At 37.1% G+C, this 364-nt stretch carries 1 protein-coding gene; it reads right to left on the bottom strand.

Annotation, left to right across the window (positions count from 1 at the left end; all coding sequences use genetic code 11):
• Positions 1-364 (bottom strand): IS6 family transposase (locus tag HRG09_RS28450; protein ID WP_174104117.1); only part of this gene is annotated, 364 nt, incomplete at both ends.

The following is a 364-nucleotide window of genomic DNA, read 5'->3' as shown; positions in this document are numbered from 1 at the left end:
TAGTCTCGATACCTTTTATCGTACGTGAAGCATGACGAAGATTTTGAAATCCTGCGGATTTGGAAAAGCGTCTCTTTACATGCCTATGATCCTGTTCTATGAGATTATTCAAATGTTTGATTGTAGTTTGATAAAATCCTTGTTTTCTTAATTTGTTAAATGCGCAAAGTAATGCCGGCGCTTTGTCTGTAGTGAGAACCGTAGGTTCTCCAAAATGTTTTACTAATCTCTTCATGAAGGCATAGGCAGCCTGATGATCCCGTTTTTTACGAAGTTGAATATCCAATGTGTGCCCATCTTTATTAATTGCACGATAGAGATAATGCCAGTCTCCCTTAACTTTGATATAAGTCTCATCCAAATA

It is taken from the genome of Bacillus sp. Xin1, from assembly GCF_013314535.1.
In the GTDB taxonomy this organism is placed as follows: domain Bacteria; phylum Bacillota; class Bacilli; order Bacillales; family Bacillaceae_G; genus Bacillus_A.
This window is presented reverse-complemented; position numbering and strand designations above follow the sequence as displayed.